Origin of the sequence: Actinomycetospora sp. NBRC 106378 (assembly GCF_030269685.1) — a bacterium.
Taxonomy (GTDB): Bacteria; Actinomycetota; Actinomycetes; order Mycobacteriales; family Pseudonocardiaceae; genus Actinomycetospora.
In genome coordinates this window covers 56,337-72,565 of sequence record NZ_BSTT01000003.1, presented here as the reverse complement: position 1 = coordinate 72,565, position 16,229 = coordinate 56,337, and the positions used below count along the sequence as shown (strand labels likewise).

Sequence of the window (16,229 nt, the reverse complement as noted above, 5' to 3'; positions counted from 1 at the left end):
GGACCTCCGCGCACCCGTCCTCGCCGACGGCCGCCTCAGGCGCCGTCCGTGGCGAACCGGATCGGCAGACGGGTCGGCCCGAGGTGGTTGCCGCCCTGGAGCCCGCTCCAGGTGACCTCGCCGTCGAGGTGCAGGGGCGGCAGCTCACCCAGCGTCCGCAGCAGGATGGCCAGCTCGGTCCGCGCGAGGACCCCGCCGGGGCACTGGTGGATGCCCCAGCCGAAGCCAAGGTGGCCGCGCGCGTCACGGTCCGGGTCGAAGCACGCGGGATCGGCGAACCGCTCGGGGTCGCGGTTCGCCGCCGCGAGGGAGAGCAGGACCGCGTCGCCCTCCGCGATCCGGTGGCCCGCCACCGAGGCGGGGCACGTCGCCCGCCGGGCGAAGTTCTGGGCGGGACTGCGGTGGCGCAGCATCTCCTCGACGTAGGCGGGCGCACGCTCCGGGTCGGCGCGCAGCCGGCGCTGGTGCTCCGGGTGCGCGACCAGGAGGTGCACCAGGGTGCTCGCCGCGTTCATGGTCGTCTCGTGCCCCGCGACGGCGAAGGTCGCGAGGATGCTGATCCGCTCATCCTCGTCGAGGGCGCGCCCGTCGACCTCCGCCGTCAGCAACGAACCGACGACGTCGTCGACCGGGTCCGACCGGTGGGCCGCCAGCTCGTCGGCCATCAGGTCGTACACCCGCTGCCGGGCCCCGACGAAGTCGACGGCCGCGCCGTCCGCGTCCAGCCCGGACCACATCTGCTCGGTGACCTCGCGGAACCGCTCCACGGTCGACGGGGCGAACCCGACCAGCTCGGTGAGGACCGCCAGGGGCAGGGGCAGCGCGACCTCGGTGACGAAGTCGCCCCCGCCCCGCGTGGCGAACGCGCGGACGAGCTCACTGATCGTCCGCTCGAGGAACGGCCGGAGGGCGCGCACGCGCGCCGGCGAGAGCACCGGCGTCATGAGCTTGCGGTAGCCGGTGTGCAGCGGCGGGTCGAAGTCGATGGGGACGGCCCGCTGCGTGCCGTCGGTGGGGATGCGGTGCCCGGAGGCCGAGGAGAACGTGGCGGCGTCGCGGAGGACGGCGCGGACGTCGTCGTAGCCGGTCACCACCCAGAAGCCGCCGCGCCGGTCCGACCACGCGACCGGCCCGGCCTCCCGGGCCGCCTCGTAGACCTCCCAGACGGTGGGCTCGGTGAGGTCGGCCGCGTACGGGTCCAGGTCGACCGGGCTCACGCCCCCGCCTCGCGTGGGCCGACGTAGCCGGTCTGTCCGGCCTCCGAGCCGAGGGCGAGCACCGGCCCGTCCATCTCCTCCTGCCAGACCAGGGACTCCATGCCGACGTGCAGCGGGTGGTCCTGGACGGTGTAGACGGCGAGCCCCTCGGGGCCCTCGTAGTGGGCGTGCTCGAGCCAGCCGGGTGCGGAGAGGAGCAGGTCGCCGGCCTCCCACGGGATGTCGACGCCGTCGACCGTGCTGACCCCGGACCCGGCGAAGTGGTAGTTGATCGCGACCGACGAGTGCCGGTGCCCCGGGCCGCGCGGGCGCGGCGGACGTCCGGCGGGCATCGCGGACGCCGTCACGAAGAAGCTGTGCGTGGCACCCTGACGGCGCTGGGTGGCCGGGTTGTACAGGGCCATGATCGTGCGCTTCCCGTCGCCGGCCGCACTCGAGAGGTGGGACGAGACCTCGGCCCACGGCCAGTGCAGGGGGCGGGACTCGACGACCTCGATGTCCACGAGGAACTCGTAGCCCCGCAGCCGCGCCCCCTGGTCACCGATCGCGATGTCCGGGGCGGTCCGTCGGGTGTAGGTGACCTTCTCGCTGTCCTCGGTCGCCGGGGCGGGCGCGTCGAGCGGGGAGGGCCGCCAGGACCCGGGCAGGTCCTCGGCGTAGTGCACGCCGAGCTTCTCCAGCAGCGGGGCGTTGGAGTAGCTCAGCCGGGCCCACACCCCGGGGCCGTCGTTGCGGAAGCGGAACGGCTGCATCGAGGGGAGGTTCGCGACGTCGAGGTGCGCGAGGTCGACCGCGGTGTCGGCGACCTCGATGCGTCCGCGACCCAGGATGCCGATCTCCACCCGGTGCGCGTTCTCCCGGAGCGGGACGGTCTCCTCCCCCGGGTTGAGCACCTCGATGGTCACCGCCACACCGGGCGCGAGCCCCAGTCCCGGCGCGACCGCCGCCGGGTGCACGATGCGGCTCGCCCGGCGCCCGTTCGCCGGTCGGGGGGCGTCGGCGAGGCGCTGGATCTCGGCCTCGACGGCGTGGCGGGGGACCTTGACGGGTGCCCACGGCTGCGGCGTCGAGGCGGGGTCCCCGCTGACGTCGAGCATCCGGGCCGCGGTCTCGGGACGGGTGTCGGTGAGGCTCATGAGGTCTTCCTCTCGAGGGGACGATCGAGCAGGGCGGCGCCCTGCGCGAGCAGCGCCTCGACCCGGGGGCGGGCCTCGGCGGTGAGGGGCAGGAGCGGGGCGCGGACGTGGGCGGAGGCCAGCCGTCCCTGCTGGTGCAGCACCCACTTCGCGGGGGCCGGGTTGGTCTCGACGAACAGGAGATCGACGAGCGGGTGCAGCGCGTAGTGCAGGTCGCGGGCGGTCTCGTGGTCGCCCGCCTCCCACGCCTCGTACATCCGTGCGACCGCGCCGGGGGCGAGGTTGCTGACCGCCGAGATGAAGCCGGCGCCGCCGAGCGCGAGGAGCGGGAGCCCGAGGAGCTCGATGCCCGACCACACCAGCAGGTCGCGCCCGCACCGGTGGAGCACCCGCGAGAAGTGCTCGAAGTCCTTCGTCGTCTCCTTGATCCCGACGACGTTGTCGTGGTCCCGGAAGAGCCGCGCGACGGTGTCGGGGTCGACGTCGACCGCCGTCCGGGAGGGCACGTTGTAGAGGACGACCGGCAGGTCGGGGAACTCACCGGCGACCGTGGAGAACCAGCGGTAGAGCGCCTCCTGGGTGGGGCGCGCGTAGTACGGCGTGATGACGAGGACGGCGTCGGCGCCCGCGTCCCGGGCGGCCGCCGTGATCTCCAGGGTCTCGTCGAGCTTCGCCGAGCCCGTGCCGGGCAGGAACGGCACGGCGTCGTCGACCTCCGCGGCGACCGCGCGGATCGCCGCGATCCGTTCGGCCACCGACTGCGCGGACGGCTCCCCGGTGGAGCCCCCGACGGAGACGCCGTGCGCGCCGGCCTCGAGCTGCCGGCGGACGAGCCCGCGCAGCGAGTCGAGGTCGAGGGCGCCGTCGTCGGTGAACGGGGTGACGACGGGAGCGATCGAGCCGCGGATGCGGGTGGGGTCGCTGCGGAACTTCACGGCCGCCCCCCGACGAGGAGCGCGGCCACGGCCAGGTCGGAGAGTCCCATGCCCATTCCCTTGAAGACGGTGAGGCGAGGTGCGGTGGGTCGGGCGTCCTTCCCGACGACGAGCTGGGCGAGGCCGTGCACGCCGCTCCAGTCGTCCGCGGGGTCGGCGCCGAGGTGCTCGCGGAGCTCCCGGGACCCGCGGCGGGCGTTGGGCTCGCTGTCGACGACGGTCATCGAGGAGGTGGCGAGGACGTCGGGGGCGAGCTCGGCGTGGCTCGGCAGGATGGCCCCGACGGCGTTCAGGTGGGCGCCGACCGCGAGGTGGTGTGCCGCCAGGAACGGTTCGTCGGCGCGGGTGATCGTGGTGACGATCGGGGCGTCGTGGGTCGCGGCCTCCACGGTGGGGGCGACGTCGGCGGTCAGGTGCAACTCGTCGCGGACCCGTCGCGCGAGGGCCTCGGCGCCCGCGGCGCTCCGGTTCCAGAGGCGCACCCGCCGCAGCGGCCGGACCGCGGCCACGGCCTCGACCTGCCGCAGCGCCTGCCGGCCCGCGCCGAGCAGGGCGAGCTCGTCGGCACCGGGGTCGGCGAGGTGCCGGGTCGCGACCCCGCTGACGGCCGCGGTCCGCAGCGCGCCGGCGGTCCCCGCCTCGGCGACGCCCAGCGTGCGGCCGTCGGTGGCGTCGAACATCGTGAGCAGGGCGCTCGCCCCGGCAGGGGTGTTCACCCAGGTCTTGAAGACCGTCAGACCGGCGGTGAGGTCGACCGCGCCGAGCCCGTGGGCGCTGGCCCGGCCGGCCCCGGTCGGCCAGGTGCTCATGGTCTTGTCGACGTTCCACGCGGTGCCCTCGGCCTCGTGGGCGAGGACCGCCTCGAGGGCCTCGACGACGTCGGGGACGGTGGGTCCGGAGCGCACGTCGGCCTCGGCGAAGAACCTCACGCGGACACCTCCGCCGGGGTCGCGACGACGCCGTCCCCCACCTCGTCGACCACCCCGTGGTGCAGGACGCCGACGCCGGTGACCTCGACCTCGATCTCGTCACCCGGCCGCAGGAAGCGCGGGGGCTCCCGGCGCAGCCCGATCCCCGCCGGCGTCCCGGTGGCGATCACGTCGCCGGGACGCAGCGGCGTGAACGTGCTGACGTAGGCGACGAGCTCGGCGACCGGGAAGGTCAGCCGGTCGGTGGTGTCGTCCTGCACGACCTCGCCGCCGAGCCGCGTCGTCACCCGGAACGGACCGCGACCCGCCTCGTCGGTGGTCGTCAGCCACGGGCCGAGCGAGCCGGAGCGGAACCAGTTCTTCCCGGCGGTCGCCTGGCTGGAGTGCAGCTGCCAGTCGCGGACGCTGTTCTCGGCCATGCAGGTCACCCCGGCCACGTGGTCCCACGCGTCGGCCGCGGCGATGCGACGGCCGGGGCGTCCGACGACGACGGCCATCTCGCCCTCCCAGTCGAGGGTGTCCTCCCCCGCCGGCCGCACGACCGGGGTGCCGGCGCCAACCAGGGAGTCGGCGAAGCGGGCGAACAGGGTCGGGTGCGCGGGCGTCCCGGGGTCGGACCGGGAGGACTCGGCGGCGTGCGCGGCGTAGTTGAACCCGACGCAGACGACCTTGGGGTGCTCGCCCATCGGCGGCTCCCAGGTCACGTCGGTGGTCGGCAGCCGGGGGTCGTCCCCGCGGGCGGGCACCGGGTCGGCCAGCAGCGCCTCGAAGGTCGCGACGCGATGGTCGAGCCGCACGACCTCGCGGTCCTCGACGAGGCCGAAGCCGCGGGCACCGTCGGTCGTCGAGAAGCGGGCGAGCCTCATCCGGCCACCGCCGCCGCGACGGGACGGGAGGCGACGGCGTCCGCGGCGTCGCCGGCGTCCGCACCCACCGGGCGACGCAGCCCGGCCCGCTCGAGACGCGGCAGCACGTCGGTGGTGAAGGCGTCGAGCCCGGCGTCGTAGTCGACCCAGGTGAGCAGGGCGCCGTCGATGCCGGCGGCGCTGAGCATCTCGAGGCGTTCGGAGATCCGCTCGGCGGTCCCCACCAGCGGGAAGCCGCCCGCGCCGGCGGCGAACCGCTGCCGCATCGCGGCCATCACCTCGGGCGGCACCACCTGGGTGTTCGCGCCCTGCAGCCGCATCCAGGCGTCGACGCTCTCGGTGTCCTCCAGCTCGGAGGAGAAGCGGCGCAGGGCGGCGTCGGCCTCGGCCTGGGTGTCCCGCTGGACCACGACGGTGTGCGTCCACAGACGGACCTCGCGGCCGAACTCCTCGCGCGCCATCTGCTGGTAGCCCTGCACCTGGCGGCGGATCGCGTCCTCGTCCTCGGAGTGCACGATCACGAAGCAGAGGTCGGCGTGCTCGGCCGCGAACCGCATGCCGCGCGGCGAGCCGCCGGCGTTCATGATCGGGATGGTGGGCTGCACCGGCTTGGGCTGCGACACGCCTCCGACGACGTCGAAGAAGCGACCGTGCAGATCGAACTCCTCGGTCTCCGCCCAGAGCCGCCGGACCACCTCGAGCCACTCGGCGAGGTGGTCGTAGCGCTCGTCGTGCTCACGCAGCGGCGCGCCGAACATCTCGAGCTCCGGGCGGTTCCAGCCGCCCACGACGTTGAGCGCGAACCGCCCACCCGAGATGTGGTCCACCGTCGCCGCCTGCTTGGCCGCGACGATCGGGTGCAGGGTGGGCGCGTGGGAGGTGGCGAACACGCCGATCCGCTCGGTGGCCGCCGCGATGCCCGCCGCCCACGTGAAGGGCTCCATGACCCGACCGGAACGGTGCTCGGGGCGGCCCTCGAGATAGCCCTTCCACCGCGCGAAGGGCACCACGGCCTCGAGGCCCGCCCGGTCGGCGGCGCGGGCGGTGCGCAGCGACATGTCCCACGACATGTCGGGCGCCTCCGGCACCAGGGTCTGCGACGCTCCCGTCCCGTTCGTGCAGAACAGACCGAGCTTCAGGGTGTTGTCGTTGAACAGCGGGTTCATCGCGGGCTCCTCGTCGATGCCGGTGCGAGGAACGCTAGAGACGCAGGACACATAGGACAAAGACGAGAAGTTCGTCCTCCCGATAGGCTTTCTCGTATGGCTCTCGTCTCCCAGCTGCGCCGCCTGGAGATGTTCTGCGCGGTCGTCGACGAGGGCGGCGTCACCCGGGCCGCCGAGCACTTCCACGTGGCGCAGCCCTGGGTGTCGGCGCAGCTGCGCACCCTGGAGAAGTCGGTGGGGGCACCGCTGTTCGTGCGCGAGGGCCGCCGCAACGTGCTCACCGAAGCGGGGCGGCGGTTCTACGCGTGGGCCACCGAGGTCCTCGCGAGTGCCGCGCAGGCCCAACGGGACATCGACGACCTGACCTCCGGCGCGGCGGGCACCCTGGCGGTGGCGACCAGCATGGCCATCGGCACCTACCTGATCCCGCCGCTGATGACCGACCTGCGCCGGGAGCGCGCGGGGGCCGAGATCACGATCTCGATCAGCGAGCCCGCCGTCGCGATGCGGCGCGTCGAGACGGGCGAGGTCGACTTCGCCGTCACCACCTGGCTCGACGAGGTCCCGCCGTCGGGCGTCCGCTCCGAGAAGCTCTGGGACGAACCGATCGTGCTCTGCGCGGCGCCCGACGGTCCCCCGGCCGACGACGTCGTCGACCTCGCCGACGTCGTCGGACTCCCGCTCGTCGGGGTCCCGGCCGGCGTCGCGATCGAACGCGTCCTCGACCGGCAGCTGCGCGCGGCGGGCCTGACCACCCCGTCGTACGTGATCCGGCTGGGCCACGCGGAGGCCCTCAAACGGGCCGTCGCCGACAACGGCTGGGTCTGCTTCGCCCCGCTCTACTGCGTCGCCGACGACGTCGCCGCCGGGCGCCTCCGGGCCGTGCCGGTCCGCGGAGCCGAGCTCGTCGAGACGATCGGTCTCTTCTCCCGCGACACCACCTGGTTCTCCCCGCTCCAACGCGCTGCGATGGACACCCTGCGCTCGACCGCCGCGCGGAAGCGGCGCCCGGGCCGCGGGCCCGACGGGCCGTGAGCGAACGGACTCACGGGCGCTCCCCCACGTAGGTGCCGGTGACCCGGAACCGCAGGCCCGGCTCGGCGTACTGCTCGATCGCGTGCGCGACCCAGCCGACCGTCCGGGCCACCGCGAAGACCGCCTCTCCGGCGTCGGGGCGCATCCCGTGGGCGTGCATGACGGCGGCGAGCCCGAGGTCGACGTTGGGGAACACCCCGGGGCGCCCGGCGACCTGCGTCGCGAGCTCGGCCACCAGCGCCGCCTCGCGGGTCCCGGCGATCGTCCCCAGCAGCACCTCGGTCCGCGGATCGCGCTCCCGGTAGATCGAGTGCCCGAACCCGGGGAGCCGCTCCCCCGCGCGCAGGCGGTCCGCCACGGCGCGGGACGGGTCGTCGAGGGCCTCGGCGAGGAACCGGTAGGCGGCCGTCGACGCGGTCCCGTGGACCGGGCCGTCGAGGGCGCCGAGCCCGGCCGACACCACCGCGTAGGGATGGGCCCGCGCGCTCGCCGCGACCCGCGCGGCCAGCGTGGACGCGGCCAGGCCGTGGTCGGCGAGCAGGACGAGGGCGGTGCGCAGGACCCCGGGCGGCTCGGGTCGGTCGGACAGCGCGGGCCAGAGTCCGCCGAGGGCCGCCGTCATGCCCCGCCAGCACCGCAGCCCGCTCGCGGCGGCCGTCTCCAGATCGAAGCGCCACGGGTCGCTCGGGGCCAGCGCGGCCACGGCGAGCCGGAGGCGGTCCACCGGCCGGGCGTCGCCCGGCATGCCCGCGACGAGCCCGCGCACCCTGGCGACCACGGCCTCGTCGGGAACGGCCTCCGGCAGCGGCGCGTCGAGGTCGCCGAGCCACAGCAGCGACGCCATCCGTTCCGGGGTCTCGGTCCGCGCGAGGTCGACGAGCCGGTGGCCCCGGACGACGGCGTCGTCCGGCTCGACCAGCGTCAACCGGGTGGTGATCGTCTCGGCGACGCCGGTCGGGCGACGTCCCCGGCCTGCGACGAGCGCGTCCACCTCGTCGGCGTCGAACGTGCTCGGACGCCCGCCGGTCCCGCGCCGAGACGTGAGGAGCCCCCGGCTCACGTAGGCGTACAGCGTCTCGGGCTTCACCCCGAGCCGGGCCACGGCCTCGGAGGTCGTCAACGTCCGCACGGGTTGACACTATCAAGATTGACGACATTGATCGATCGGCGCAGCGTTCCCGCCATGACATCCACACTCGACGTTCCTCCCGGGCTCCGCGGGGTCGTCGTCAGCGAGACCGCGATCGGCGACGTGCTCGGCGCCGAGGGCTACTACCACTACCGCGGCCGGTCGGCCGTCGAGCTCGCCCGCACCGTCTCCTTCGACGAGGCCGCCGCGCTGGTCCTCGACGGCGCCCTTCCCGACGACGGCGGTGCGGGCCTGCGCGCCGAGCTCGCCGTGCACCGGACGCTCCCGGCCGCCGTCGTCGCGGTGCTCCCGGCGGTGGCCGGGGCCGGGGACCGGTTCGACGCCCTCGCCGGCCTGCGCGCCGCGCTCTGCGTGCTGGCGGAGGCCGACGGACTGGAGCCGACGTGGGGAGCGACCCCCGCCCGCCGTCGGGACGACGTCCTGCGCGTGGTGGCGGTGACCCCGACGATCCTCGCCGCGCTGTGGCGGCGCCGGCGGGGACTCGACCCGGTCGAGCCGCGGGACGACCTGCACGGCGGCGCGGCCTGGCTGTGGGCGCTGCACGGGGTCGAGCCGGACCCGGCGGCGGCCGCGGCGGTCGAGCGCTACCTGGTCGCGACGATCGAGCACGGGTTCAACGCCTCGACCTTCACCGCCCGGGTCGCGGCCTCGGCGGGCACCGACGTCGCGTCGGCGGTCGTCGCCGCGATCGGGACCTTCGTCGGCCCGTTGCACGGCGGGGCGCCGGACCGGGCGCTCGAGGCCCTCGACGAGATCGGCAGCGCCGACCGGATCGAGCCCTACGTGCGGGGAAAGCTCGCGGCGGGCGACCGGGTCATGGGCTTCGGGCACGCCGTGTACCGCACCGCCGACCCCAGAGCCGTCCTGCTGCGAGAGGTCGCCGAGGGCCTCGGCGGCCCGCTCGTCGAGCTCGCCGGAGCGACGCAGGACCGGACCGAGGCCCTGCTCGCCGAGCACCGGCCGGGCCGGGAGCTCCGGGTCAACGTGGAGTTCTGGGCGGGCGTGGTGATGTCGCTCGCCGGCATCCCGCGGGAGATGTTCACGCCCACCTTCGCGGTCAGCCGCATGGTCGGGTGGTGCGCCCACGTCCTGGAGCAGACGCGGAGCTCGACGATCATCCGGCCCTCCGCCCGCTATGTGGCTCCGCCTGGTGAGTGCTGACTGGGCCCATAGCCCCCTTTTCTGCGCACGAGCGTGCCCGTCTACGGGCAAACTCCTGGCCTGAATCGTCCAAGGCGGGCAGGCTCCTGCGGCATGGACCCGGAGCTGGTGCGGAACGTCTCCGCGTCGACGGGTCTGCCCGGTCCGGTCGCCGCCCGCGTGGTGGCCGACGTCGTCGCCTACTTCTCCGAGAGCGTCGAGGAGTACGTGCGGCGACGCCACCGGGAGCTGCAGGCCCGCGACCGGCGCAACGCCGAGATCTGGGCGGTGATCGCGTCCGAACTGGCGACGCGGCCCGTCCGGGCCGGCGAGGTCAGCGAGCGGCAGCTGCGACGGATCGTCTACGGCTAGAGGGGGCAGCACCGTGTGCGGCATCGTGGGGTACGTCGGCAACCGACCGGCGGCGCGGATCCTGGTCGACGGGCTCGCCCGTCTCGAGTACCGCGGGTACGACAGCGCCGGCATCGCCGTCGCCCACCGCAAGGCCCTCCGGACGACGAAGGCGGTCGGCCGGGTGGACGACCTCCGGGCGAAGGTGGCCGGGGACCCGTCGTCGGGACGGACGGGGATCGCGCACACGCGGTGGGCCACGCACGGCGAGCCGAGCGAGCGCAACGCCCACCCGCACACCGACACCGCAGGGCGGATCGCGGTGGTGCACAACGGCATCGTCGAGAACGCCGAGGAGCTCCGCGCGAAGCTGGTGGCCGACGGGATCACGTTGGCCAGCGACACCGACACCGAGGTCCTCCCCCACCTCATCGCGCAGTCCGTCGAGCAGCAGGACTCGCTGGAGGCCGCGGTGCGGGAGGCGCTGCGCGTCGTCGAGGGCACCTACGGGCTGGTGGTGCTGGACGCGAAGCGGCCCGACGAGCTGGTGGTCGCCCGCAACGGCAGCCCCATCGTGCTGGGGCTCGGCGACGGCGAGATGTTCGTGGCGAGCGACGTCGCCGCGCTGGTCCGCCACACCCGCCAGGTGATCTTCCTGGCCGACGGCGAGATCGCGACGATCACCGCGACCGGGTACGAGGGCTCGCGGCTGGGTCCGCCGACGACGGTGGAGGTCGGCGACGACGCCTACGACCTCGACGGCCACCCCGACTTCCTGTCCAAGGAGATCCACGAGCAGCCCGCCGCTCTGCACCGGGTGCTCGCCGGGCGGCTCGACACCCGCTTCGCCACCTCCCGGCTCGACGGCCTGCACCTCGATCCGCGCGAGCTCCGCGGGATCCGGCGGGTGACGTTCCTCGGCTGCGGATCGGCGCACTACGCGGGGCAGATGGGTGCCGCGCTGGTCGAGGAGCTCGCCCGGGTCCCCGCGGACGCCGAGCAGGCGAGCGAGTTCCGCTACCGCAACCCGCTCGTCGACCCCGACACGCTGTACGTGGCGGTCAGCCAGTCCGGCGAGACCATCGACACCCTCGCCGCCGTCGAGGAGCTGCAGCGCAAGGGCGGGCGGGTCGTCGGCTGCGTCAACGTCATCGGCTCGGCGATCGCGCGGCAGTGCGGGGCGGGGATGTTCCTGCACGCGGGCCCCGAGGTCAGCGTCGCCTCGACGAAGGCGTTCAGCTCGATGACCACGTCATTCGCGCTGCTCGCGCTCCTGCTGGGCCGCGTCCGCGACCTCTCGGCCGCCCACGGCACGCGGCTCGTCGAGGGGCTGCGGCGGCTGCCGGACGCCGTCTCGGACGCACTGCAGGTCGAGGACGAGATCGCGGAGGTCGCCCGGCGCTACGCCGGCTCCCGGTCGATGTTCTTCCTCGGGCGCGTGCGGGGCTCGGCGGTGGCCCGCGAGGGCGCCCAGAAGCTCAAGGAGATCTCCTACGTGCACGCCGAGGCGTACGCGGCGTCCGAGCTCAAGCACGGGCCGCTGGCGCTGGTGGACGCGACGATGCCGTGCGTGATCGTCGTGCCCGACGACGAGCTGGTCGCGAAGAACGTCTCGACGATCGAGCAGGTCAAGGCCCGGGGCGGACCCGTCATCGCGGTGACGAACGCCGACCTGCCCGAGGGCCTCGCCGACGCCGTGATCCGCGTGCCGCGCGTCGAGCCCGAACTCGACCCGATCCTGCTCGGCGTCCCGCTGCAGCTCTTCGCCTACCACTGCGCCGCGGCGCTGGGCCGGGACATCGACAAGCCCCGCAACCTGGCGAAGTCGGTGACGGTGGAATAGGTCCGCGTCAGCGCACCTCGAGCCGCAGCTCACCGTCGAGGACGACCTCCGAGCCGTCCCGCACCGCGCCGGCCACGATCCGGCGCGAGAGCGGGCGCTCCACCTCGCGCGCCACGACCTGCCGCAACCCGCGGGCTCCCGACGCCGGGTCGGCGCGGGCGGCCAGGGTCGCCAGCGCGGCGGGCTCGACCGTCAGCGTGATGCCCTGCGCCGCGAGGCGCTCGCGCGTGGTGTCGAGCGCCAGTCCGACCACCCGCGCCAGCAGGTCGGCGGTCAGCCGCCGGAAGAGCACGACGTCGTCGATGCGGCCCAGCAGCTCCGGGCGCAACGACCGCCGCAGCACCCGCATGACCGGCTCACGGGCCTCCTCGGGGTCGTCGACGATCTTCAGCTCGGCGGCCGCGAGGTTGGACGTCATGATCAGCACGGTGTCGGCGAAGCTGACGGTCCGGCCGTGCGAGTCGGTGAGGCGCCCGGCGTCGAGCACCCCGAGCAGCACGGCCACCACGTCGGAGTGGGCCTTCTCGATCTCGTCGAACAGCACCACCGACGCCGGGTGCCGGCGCACGGCCTCGGCCAGCTCGCCGGGACGGTCGTGCCCGATGTACCCGGGCGGCGCCCCGGTGAGCCGCGACACGGTGTGGGCCTCGCCGAACTCGGCCATGTCGAACCGCACGAGCTCGGTGCCGAGCGCATCGGCCAGGGCCCGCGCCAGCTCGGTCTTCCCGACCCCGGTCGGGCCGACGAACAGCATCGCCCCGTGGGGCCGCTCCGGATCGGCCAGCCCCGCGCGGCCCGCGAGCACCGTGTCGACGACGGTGTCCACCGCCCCGTCCTGCCCGACCACCCGCGCCCGCAGCCGGGCGTCGAGGTCGAGCAGCCGGGAACGGTCGTCCTCGGTGAGGTCGGCGACGGGGATGCCGGTGAGGTCGGCGACCACCCGCGCGACGTCGTCGACGCCCACGGTCGGCCGGCCCTCCGGCTCCCGCATCCGGACCCGCGCCGCCGCCCGGTCGAGGGCGTCGATGGCCTTGTCGGGCAGGTGGCGGTCCCGCACGTGGCGGGCCGTCAGCTCCACCGCCGCACGTCGCGTCGCGGGCGGCAGCACGACCCCGTGGTGCGCCTCGTAGCCGGGAGCGAGCCCGTCGAGGATCGTGATCGTCTGTGCCGGGCTCGGCTCCGGGACGTCGACGGCGGCGAACCGGCGGGCGAGGGCGGCGTCGGGCTCGACGTGGCGGCGGTACTCGGCGGTGGTCGTCGCCCCGACCAGCCGCAGCTCCCCGCGGGCCAGGGCCGGCTTGAGGATCCCGGCCGCGTCCATCGGCGACTCCTGCGCCGACCCCGCCCCGACGATCGCGTGCAGCTCGTCGACGAACAGGATCGTGTCGGGGTGGGACGCCTCGGCGACGAGCGCGGTCAGCCGCTGCTCGAACTCGCCGCGGTACTTGGTGCCCGCCACCATCCCCGCGAGGTCGACCGACACCACCCGCGTGTCCCGGATCGCCGCCGGCACCTCGCCCGCGGCGATCCGTGCGGCCAGCGCCTCGACGATCGCGGTCTTCCCGACGCCGGGCTCTCCCAGCAGGACCGGGTTGTTCTTGCTCCGACGCGCCAGGATCTCGACGACCTGCGACAGCTCGTCGTCCCGCCCGAAGACCGGGTCGAGTCGCCCCGCGCGGGCGTCGGCGGTCAGGTCCCGCCCGTGCCGATCGAGCGTGGGGGTGCGCCTCGAGGTCCTTCCCGACGGCGGGTCCTGCCGGGGTGCGTCCCAGCGGTCGTCGCGCCGGTCGCCCCCCTGATCGTCGCGCCGCTCCGGCTCGTCGAACCCCCCGCCGAAGAGCGCGCCCAGGTCGAGGTCGACCAACCGCCCCAGGAGGTCCTCGAACAGCGGGCCCGGCCCCGGGTCCTCCCGGCGCGCGCGGTCCTGATCAGCCATGCCTCCAGTGTGCGCCCGCCGGCGGGGGGCGCGTCGCGCGCCGGCCCCGGAGGAGTAGGACCGTATTCGTGGGCTCCCTCGCGCTCTACACCTTCGGCCTGCTCGACCCCGCGGCCGATCCGGCCGCCGTGGCCGACTTCGCCCGCCGTGGCACGGAGATCTACGGCACCGTCTGCGAGGCTCCCGGCTTCCTCGGCCGGGGCGACGCCCACCGCGACGGCGACGACGGCTGGGGCGCGTATGCGGTGCCCCTGGGGCTCCCGGACCTCGCGGGACACGATCCCCACGTCCACATCGCGACGCTGAGTCGGTGGCAGGACCTCGCGACCGCCCGCTCGTTCGTCTACACCGGACTGCACCGCGAGGCCCTCCGGCTCCGGTACGACTGGTTTCTGAAGGGCCCCTGGCCGGGGCACGTCGTATGGACCACCGACGACGGTGCCCGGCCCTGCTGGGCCGACGGCGTCGAGCGACTCGAGGCACTCGCCCACGACGGCGAGTCGGCTGAGCACTTCACCTTCGGCTCGCCGAGGGGCCGGGCCTGATGGAACCGCTCACACCGGGCCGGCGCGGTCCACGGCCTCGAGTGCGGCCCCCAGCGCCGCCTCCAGCGGGGCGACGTCCCGGAGGGCCTGGGTGAGGAACAGACCGCCCTGCAGGGAGGCGAGCAGGACCAGGGCGAGGTTCCCGACGTCGGCGTCGGGCGCCAGTTCGCCGTTCTCCCGCAGGGCGACGAGCCCCGCCTCCAGGGCCGCCCGCCACTGCTCGAAGGCTCCGGCGACGTCCTCGTCCAGCGCGAACCCGCTCTTCAATGTCTCGGCGGCGATGGACCCGACGCGGCAGCCACCCAGGCGGTCCCGCCAGTGGTCGACGTACTCGTCGGCCCAGTCCCGCAGCGCCGCCCGGGTGGCGGGTCTCCCCAGGCCCGGGATGCGCTGCGGGTCGGCCGCCTCGGCGGTGCGGCGCGCCAGCACGGCGCGCACCAGGTCCTCGCGGGTGGCGAAGAAGTGGTTCAGCTGCGACCCACTGACCCCGGCCTCCCGGCGGATGTCCTCGTTGCCGGTGTTCCGGACGCCCTGCTCGTAGAACAGCTGCGCGGCCGCCGCGACGATCTTCTCCCGTGTCGCCGCCCCCCGGGCCGTCAGCCGCCGCACCACCTCCGTCATGACGACGAGACTACGGGAACTGGGCTTGACAGACCAGTTCCCTCACCTCTCTACTGGTCTAGCCAGCCCAGTTCACGACCGAGGAGCCCCCGATGCCCTTCGTCCGCCTGACCCTCAACCGGCCCGATCTGCCCCCGCGGACCGTCGACACCCTCGCGAGCACGATCACCGACCTGCTCGCGCAGGACCTGCGCAAGATCGCTCGCATCACCGTCGTCGACGTCGACCTGCAGCCCGAGCGGTCGGTCTACGTCGGCGCCGCCCCCGTCGAGGGCGTCGGCGGCCACCTCGACGTCCTGCTCTCCGACGGGATCAACACCGACGAGGAGAAGGCCGCCTTCATCGCCCACGCCCACGAGGCGCTGGGCCGGATCCTCGGGCCGCTCGCGAGCATCTTCTACGTCGCGATCCACGAGGTCCCGCCCCTGAACTGGGGGTACAACGGCATCCCCCAGGGTGTCCGCGTCGAGGACACCGACTGATGGGCGCCACCTTCACCGACCACGACGTCGACGCCGACGGGGTCCGCATCCGGACCACCGTCGGCGGGCAGGGCACCCCGCTGCTCCTCCTCCACGGGTATCCCGAGACCCGTCTGATGTGGCGGCACCTCCTCGCCCGCCTGGCCGAGGACCGGACGGTGGTCGCGACCGACCTGCGCGGCTACGGCGACAGCGACAAACCCACGCCCGACGACGCCGGCACCGTCTACGCGAAACGGGCGATGGCCGCCGACCAGGTCGCCGTCATGCGGACCCTGGGGTTCGACCGGTTCGACGTCGTGGCCCACGACCGCGGTGCCCGGGTCGCCCAGCGCCTCGTGCTCGACCATCCCGACGTCGTCGGCCGGCTCGCGGTCCTGGACATGCTCCCGACCCGGCACGTCCTGCGCCACCTCGACCTGGCCGTCGCGGGCGCCTATTACCACTGGTTCTTCGCCGCGACCGGCGCGGGCATCCCGGAACGCCTCCTCGCCCACGAACCGGAGTTCTGGCTGCGCGCCACGATCGAACGGCTCCTCGCTCCGGGCGCGAGCATCGACCCGGCGGTCATGGCCGAGTACGTCCGCTGCTTCTCCGATCCCGCCACCATCGCGGCCACCTGCGCCGACTACCGCGCCGGGGGCACGAGCGACCTGGCCGCCGACGACGCCTCCGCCGCCGTCGGCGAGCAGGTCGGGTGTCCCACGCTCGCGCTCTGGGGTCGGGACTCGATCGTCGGGAAGGCCTACCACCCGCTCGAGGTGTGGCGGGAGTACGCCACCGACGTCACGGGGGCCGAACTCCCGGCCGGCCACTTCCTGCCCGAGGAGGTGCCCGACCTGGTCCTCGACCACCTCATCGGGTTCCTCGCCTGATC

At 74.5% G+C, this 16,229-nt stretch carries 16 protein-coding genes; 7 read left to right on the top strand and 9 right to left on the bottom strand.

Annotation, left to right across the window (positions count from 1 at the left end; translation table 11 throughout):
* Positions 1-35 precede the first annotated feature (35 nt).
* The 6 genes from QSK00_RS08765 to QSK00_RS08740 are packed head-to-tail and all read right to left on the bottom strand — an operon-like array spanning position 36 to position 6,249.
* Entirely contained in the window at positions 36-1,217 is a 1,182-nt protein-coding gene (locus QSK00_RS08765) for a cytochrome P450 (protein WP_285589671.1), read from the bottom strand.
* Positions 1,214-2,353: a cupin domain-containing protein gene (locus tag QSK00_RS08760; protein WP_285589669.1), complete on the bottom strand. Its 1,140-nt coding sequence runs from the start codon at positions 2,351-2,353 to the stop codon at positions 1,214-1,216. Before QSK00_RS08760 ends, QSK00_RS08765 begins: the two co-directional genes overlap by 4 nt.
* The gene (dapA, locus tag QSK00_RS08755; RefSeq protein WP_285589667.1) at positions 2,350-3,288 is read right to left on the bottom strand and encodes a 4-hydroxy-tetrahydrodipicolinate synthase; all 939 of its coding nucleotides are present in this window, start codon (positions 3,286-3,288) and stop codon (positions 2,350-2,352) included. Before dapA ends, QSK00_RS08760 begins: the two co-directional genes overlap by 4 nt.
* The gene (locus tag QSK00_RS08750; protein WP_285589665.1) at positions 3,285-4,217 is read right to left on the bottom strand and encodes an ornithine cyclodeaminase family protein; all 933 of its coding nucleotides are present in this window, start codon (positions 4,215-4,217) and stop codon (positions 3,285-3,287) included. The genes dapA and QSK00_RS08750 overlap by 4 nt, the downstream gene beginning before the upstream one ends.
* Positions 4,214-5,083, bottom strand: a complete 870-nt coding sequence (locus QSK00_RS08745; RefSeq protein ID WP_285589663.1) for a fumarylacetoacetate hydrolase family protein — start codon at positions 5,081-5,083, stop codon at positions 4,214-4,216. Before QSK00_RS08745 ends, QSK00_RS08750 begins: the two co-directional genes overlap by 4 nt.
* A complete protein-coding gene (locus QSK00_RS08740; RefSeq protein ID WP_285589661.1) occupies positions 5,080-6,249 on the bottom strand; it encodes an LLM class flavin-dependent oxidoreductase in 1,170 nt (389 codons plus the stop codon). The genes QSK00_RS08745 and QSK00_RS08740 overlap by 4 nt, the downstream gene beginning before the upstream one ends.
* Before the next feature lie 96 nt (positions 6,250-6,345).
* Between QSK00_RS08740 and QSK00_RS08735 the strand changes: the two genes are divergently transcribed.
* Positions 6,346-7,284, top strand: a complete 939-nt coding sequence (locus QSK00_RS08735) for a LysR family transcriptional regulator (protein ID WP_285589660.1) — start codon at positions 6,346-6,348, stop codon at positions 7,282-7,284.
* Positions 7,285-7,294: 10 nt separating this feature from the next.
* On the opposite strand, the gene QSK00_RS08730 is transcribed toward QSK00_RS08735, so the two are convergent.
* On the bottom strand, positions 7,295-8,413 hold the full coding sequence (locus QSK00_RS08730; RefSeq protein ID WP_285589659.1) for a citrate synthase: 1,119 nt from the start codon (positions 8,411-8,413) through the stop codon (positions 7,295-7,297).
* Between the two features lie 54 nt (positions 8,414-8,467).
* Between QSK00_RS08730 and QSK00_RS08725 the strand changes: the two genes are divergently transcribed.
* The 3 genes from QSK00_RS08725 to glmS all read left to right on the top strand — a co-directional run bounded on the left by QSK00_RS08725 (position 8,468) and on the right by glmS (position 11,768).
* Positions 8,468-9,595, top strand: coding sequence for a citrate/2-methylcitrate synthase (locus QSK00_RS08725; RefSeq protein WP_285589658.1), 1,128 nt, complete (start codon positions 8,468-8,470; stop codon positions 9,593-9,595).
* 93 nt (positions 9,596-9,688) lie between these two features.
* Positions 9,689-9,946, top strand: a complete 258-nt coding sequence (locus QSK00_RS08720; RefSeq protein WP_285589656.1) for a hypothetical protein — start codon at positions 9,689-9,691, stop codon at positions 9,944-9,946.
* 13 nt (positions 9,947-9,959) lie between these two features.
* Complete coding sequence (glmS, locus tag QSK00_RS08715) at positions 9,960-11,768, top strand: glutamine--fructose-6-phosphate transaminase (isomerizing) (protein ID WP_285589655.1); 1,809 nt, start codon at positions 9,960-9,962, stop codon at positions 11,766-11,768.
* Between the two features lie 7 nt (positions 11,769-11,775).
* Here glmS and QSK00_RS08710 read toward each other — a convergent pair whose 3' ends face one another.
* Entirely contained in the window at positions 11,776-13,704 is a 1,929-nt protein-coding gene (locus QSK00_RS08710) for an AAA family ATPase (protein ID WP_285589653.1), read from the bottom strand.
* 68 nt (positions 13,705-13,772) lie between these two features.
* Here QSK00_RS08710 and QSK00_RS08705 point away from each other — a divergent pair, with 68 nt between their 5' ends.
* The gene (locus tag QSK00_RS08705; RefSeq protein ID WP_285589651.1) at positions 13,773-14,249 is read left to right on the top strand and encodes a DUF3291 domain-containing protein; all 477 of its coding nucleotides are present in this window, start codon (positions 13,773-13,775) and stop codon (positions 14,247-14,249) included.
* A 9-nt stretch (positions 14,250-14,258) separates the two neighbouring features.
* On the opposite strand, the gene QSK00_RS08700 is transcribed toward QSK00_RS08705, so the two are convergent.
* On the bottom strand, positions 14,259-14,870 hold the full coding sequence (locus QSK00_RS08700; protein ID WP_285589650.1) for a TetR/AcrR family transcriptional regulator: 612 nt from the start codon (positions 14,868-14,870) through the stop codon (positions 14,259-14,261).
* A gap of 92 nt (positions 14,871-14,962) precedes the next feature.
* On the opposite strand from QSK00_RS08700, the gene QSK00_RS08695 reads away from it, so the two are divergent.
* Both QSK00_RS08695 and QSK00_RS08690 read left to right on the top strand, forming a co-directional pair.
* Positions 14,963-15,352 (top strand): tautomerase family protein, encoded by a 390-nt coding sequence (locus tag QSK00_RS08695; protein WP_285589649.1) that lies wholly within the window; start codon positions 14,963-14,965, stop codon positions 15,350-15,352.
* Entirely contained in the window at positions 15,352-16,227 is an 876-nt protein-coding gene (locus tag QSK00_RS08690) for an alpha/beta fold hydrolase (RefSeq protein ID WP_285589648.1), read from the top strand. Before QSK00_RS08695 ends, QSK00_RS08690 begins: the two co-directional genes overlap by 1 nt.
* Positions 16,228-16,229: the final 2 nt, after the last annotated feature.

Excerpts from the sequence above, each read along its gene's own strand:
- QSK00_RS08760 (WP_285589669.1), bottom strand. The coding sequence starts at position 2,353 with ATGAGCCTCACCGACACCCGTCCCGAGACCGCGGCCCGGATGCTCGAC.
- QSK00_RS08745 (WP_285589663.1), bottom strand. The coding sequence starts at position 5,083 with ATGAGGCTCGCCCGCTTCTCGACGACCGACGGTGCCCGCGGCTTCGGC.
- QSK00_RS08740 (WP_285589661.1), bottom strand. The coding sequence starts at position 6,249 with ATGAACCCGCTGTTCAACGACAACACCCTGAAGCTCGGTCTGTTCTGC.
- QSK00_RS08735 (WP_285589660.1), top strand. The coding sequence starts at position 6,346 with ATGGCTCTCGTCTCCCAGCTGCGCCGCCTGGAGATGTTCTGCGCGGTC.
- QSK00_RS08725 (WP_285589658.1), top strand. The coding sequence starts at position 8,468 with ATGACATCCACACTCGACGTTCCTCCCGGGCTCCGCGGGGTCGTCGTC.
- QSK00_RS08720 (WP_285589656.1), top strand. The coding sequence starts at position 9,689 with ATGGACCCGGAGCTGGTGCGGAACGTCTCCGCGTCGACGGGTCTGCCC.
- QSK00_RS08710 (WP_285589653.1), bottom strand. The coding sequence starts at position 13,704 with ATGGCTGATCAGGACCGCGCGCGCCGGGAGGACCCGGGGCCGGGCCCG.
- QSK00_RS08700 (WP_285589650.1), bottom strand. The coding sequence starts at position 14,870 with ATGACGGAGGTGGTGCGGCGGCTGACGGCCCGGGGGGCGGCGACACGG.
- QSK00_RS08695 (WP_285589649.1), top strand. The coding sequence starts at position 14,963 with ATGCCCTTCGTCCGCCTGACCCTCAACCGGCCCGATCTGCCCCCGCGG.
- QSK00_RS08690 (WP_285589648.1), top strand. The coding sequence starts at position 15,352 with ATGGGCGCCACCTTCACCGACCACGACGTCGACGCCGACGGGGTCCGC.